We start from the raw sequence: 3012 nt of genomic DNA, 5'->3' as shown, positions 1-3012 counted from the left end.
TCCTGCGCTGAGTCGATTGGGGTTGGCCAGTATATGCCATTGCGCCATGCCTTCAATGTTGTGGTCATCACCATTACGCCGGGTGTGGAAAAAGGATCACTGACAGGGCCGAAAATATACACTCAATGGCTGGCAACCAGCAGGCCGCTCAGCAGGGAGAGTGCGGGCTGGTTGTCTTCCGCCGCCAGCAACCACTGCTTCTGTTCTACGGGAATGGGTAGCACCTCCAGCCAACGCTGAGCCACCCAGCTGGCATCGTACCAGTCGGGATCATGGTAGAGCGCCGCATATTCCGGGTAGTCATTGAACACATCCTGCAGTGCCCTGGCCAGGGAGTGCTGATCGGCATTGAGCCGACCCGCCTGCCAGGGCGGCAGCAGCGCCACCTCACCGATCCTCAGCCCGTCGGGCTCCTGCCACAGCTCGGCGATCCTGACTCGCTCAATGCCGAGCACTGTGATCCCCAGCAGACCATCTGGCAGTTGATCGAAATCGATGATCCGCACCCGGGTGGCGATGGGGTACATGTTGCGCAGCGCATCAGGCTGACGGGGGTCGAGCATGCAGAGCACGAAGCCCTGATCTCCCGCCGCGGCGATCATGCGCTGGTATCTGGGCTCGAAGATACGCAGCGGCATGATGCCACCGGGCAGCAGGTGAGCCGAGAGGGGAAACAGCGCCAGTTTCATCAGAATATTCCTCTGTGGAAGATACCTGTGGATACGACCGTCGTGGAAGGGCAGATCATTCAGACCGAGTTGGAATAAAAAAAACCCTTAACAATCAGGGGAAAATAGCCTGGACAAGCCGCTTCGATATGCAGTAGAAATGGATAAGCACCATTTATTCCATTGAATATTCTGGATACGGGTGACAAATGCAGTGAAATATCCGCCCGACCCACTCTGGCGGGCCGTCCCTATAGTTTTCTCGGGCCGATGCGGGTAAAATTCACGCCCTTATATATCAGTCATTTTTCGACGCGCAACCTCGGTGGTCAGTTATGAAAGAGCATATTCATCATCTACTTGAACAAACGGTAGCCAATCTCAAGTCAGCAGGCGTGTTGCCGGCGGACCTGGAAGCCCGGGTGCAAGTAGACCGATGCAAGGAGAAGGCTCACGGTGACCTGGCCACCAACCTGGCCATGCTGCTGGCCAAACCGGCCCGCAAGAACCCCCGTGAGCTGGCCGCTGCCATCATCGAGCATCTGCCTGCCTCCGACCTGATCGCCAAGGTCGAGATCGCCGGTCCCGGCTTCATCAACTTCTTCTTCGACCAGCGCTGGCTGGCCGGTCAGGTCGAGGCCATGGTGACCAGCGCCAACGCCAACGTGAAACTGCCCAGCCCGCAGACCGTGGTGGTGGATTACTCGGCGCCGAACGTGGCCAAAGAGATGGCGGTGCACCACATCCGCAGCACAGTGCTCGGCGACGTCGCCGCCCGAGCCCTGGAATTCCTCGGCCACAAGGTAGTGCGCGCCAACCACATCGGTGACTGGGGTACCCAGTTCGGTATGCTGATCGCCTATCTGGAGAAGATGGCCAACGAGCATGCCAGCGACATGGCGCTCAAGGATCTCGAAGCCTTCTACACCCAGGCCAAGCGTTGCTACGACGAAGACGAAGCCTTCGCCGAGCGTGCCCGTAACTACGTGGTCAAGCTGCAGGGCGGCGATGAGTACTGCCGCACCATGTGGAAGAAGCTGGTCGACATGACCATGGAACAGAACCAGATCAACTACGACCGCCTGAATGTCTCCCTGACCAACAAGGACATCATGGGCGAGTCCATGTACAACGACATGCTGCCGCAAATCGTGGAGGACCTGAAAGCCAAGGGGCTGGCGGTCGAGAGCGAAGGGGCGACCGTGGTGTTCCTGGACGAGTTCAAGAACAAGGATGGCGAGCCCATGGGCGTCATCATCCAGAAGAGCGATGGCGGTTTCCTCTACACCACTACCGACATCGCCTGTGCCAAGTATCGTTACGAGACCCTGGGCGCCGACCGCGTCATGTACTTCATCGACTCCCGTCAGCACCAGCACCTGATGCAGGCCTGGACCATCACCCGCAAGGCGGGCTATGTGCCGGAATCCGTCCCCCTTGAGCACCACGCCTTCGGCATGATGCTGGGCAAAGATGGCCGTCCCTACAAGACTCGCTCCGGTGGCACCGTCAAGCTGGTCGATCTGCTCAACGAAGCCGAGGAGCGCGCGAGCGCCCTGCTGGAGAACCGCAACAGTGACCTCTCCGCCGCAGAGAAGGCCGAAGTGGTACACGCCATCGCCATGGGTGCGGTCAAGTATGCGGATCTCTCCAAGAACCGCACCACAGACTACATCTTCGACTGGGACATGATGCTGTCGTTCGAAGGCAACACGGCCCCTTACCTGCAGTACGCTTACACCCGTATCCAGTCCATCTTCCGCAAGGCCGGCGTCAATGCCGAGACCTTGACCGGCACTGTGACCCTGAACGAGGAAGCCGAAGAGACCCTGGCCCAGAAACTGATCCAGTTCTCCGACGCGGTCAACGGCGTGGCAGACAAAGGCATGCCACACCTGCTCTGTACCTACCTTTACGAGCTGTCCGGCAACTTCATGACCTTCTATGAAGCCTGCCCGATCAACAAGGATGGCGTGGACGAAGCAAGCCGTCAGAGCCGTCTGCTGCTGTGCGCCGCCACCGCCAAGGTCCTGAAACTGGGTCTGGGCGTGCTGGGTATCCATACCCTGGAGCGCATGTAATAGATGGCAACCCGAGATTATGTCGGCAGCCGCCCGCGACGTCGGGCGGGTGGCCGCAATACCAAGAAAGCGGCCCCTCGCCGCTTTCCTGTTATTCCAATCCTGCTGGTCGTGGCACTGCTGGCAGGCTTTGGTGGCTTCCTCTACATGATCAACGGCAAGGGTAGCGATGCCCCCACCATTGAAGAACAGGTCAAGGCCAACAAGCCCAAGACGCAAAACAACGGCTTGCCGCAGGAGAAGTGGAGCTATATCGAACGGCT

Annotated in this window: 2 protein-coding genes and 1 pseudogene; 2 read left to right on the top strand and 1 reads right to left on the bottom strand. The window is 59.0% G+C overall.

What is annotated here, in order from left to right; genetic code table 11:
• Window positions 1-122: 122 nt before the first annotated feature.
• Complete coding sequence (locus AAC083_RS08550; protein WP_042035934.1) at window positions 123-689, bottom strand: LON peptidase substrate-binding domain-containing protein; 567 nt, start codon at window positions 687-689, stop codon at window positions 123-125.
• A 314-nt stretch (window positions 690-1003) separates the two neighbouring features.
• Here AAC083_RS08550 and argS point away from each other — a divergent pair, with 314 nt between their 5' ends.
• Window positions 1004-2749, top strand: coding sequence for an arginine--tRNA ligase (gene argS, locus AAC083_RS08545; RefSeq protein WP_108535429.1), 1746 nt, complete (start codon window positions 1004-1006; stop codon window positions 2747-2749).
• A 3-nt stretch (window positions 2750-2752) separates the two neighbouring features.
• Window positions 2753-3012: pseudogene (locus AAC083_RS08540) on the top strand (SPOR domain-containing protein); the annotation flags it as partial.

Origin of the sequence: Aeromonas sp. HMWF014, from assembly GCF_963878295.1 — a bacterium.
GTDB classification, from domain to species: Bacteria; Pseudomonadota; Gammaproteobacteria; order Enterobacterales; family Aeromonadaceae; genus Aeromonas; species Aeromonas popoffii.
Note: the sequence above shows the minus strand (reverse complement) of the source record. Positions and strands in the feature narration are given on the sequence as shown.